Origin of the sequence: Paenibacillus sp. 2TAB26, assembly GCF_052115145.1 — a bacterium.
Classification (GTDB): domain Bacteria; phylum Bacillota; class Bacilli; order Paenibacillales; family Paenibacillaceae; genus Pristimantibacillus.
In genome coordinates, this window is record NZ_JBFRGC010000120.1 from 1 (window position 1) to 416 (window position 416).

At 57.7% G+C, this 416-nt stretch carries 1 protein-coding gene; it reads left to right on the top strand.

The window, feature by feature from the left end; all coding sequences use genetic code 11:
* Positions 1-118: 118 nt before the first annotated feature.
* Positions 119-416 (top strand): pilus assembly FimT family protein (locus AB4Z50_RS36145; protein ID WP_441887324.1); only part of this gene is annotated, 298 nt, incomplete at its 3' end.

Below are 416 nucleotides of genomic sequence, written 5' to 3' on the forward strand. Positions count from 1 at the left end.
GTGCGACACCCAAGCGGGCCGATGCCACCTGCGGCGTTCTGACGATCAAGAGCACAGGCGTCAAGAACAACATGCTGAACGGCCAAGAAGTCAACACTCCCAATTGCTGGTGATCCCCATGCGCGTCGACAAACGAGCCGTCCAGCCACAACAAGGCTTCACGCTTATAGAACTGATCACGACGATGGCCGTCGGCGTGATTCTGGTGGGCTTTGCGGTGCCTAGCATGACCACGTTCATGCGCAATCATCGCGTGTTGACCGTGGCAGACAGCTTCAACACGGCGGTTTCGAAGGCACGATCCATCGCGGCCACGACCAATAGCTATGTGACCGTGGCACCGATCGGGAACGACTGGAAGAATGGGTGGCAAGTTTTCTCCGAAGGTCTCACCCCCAATGGCACCTACGAAGAGG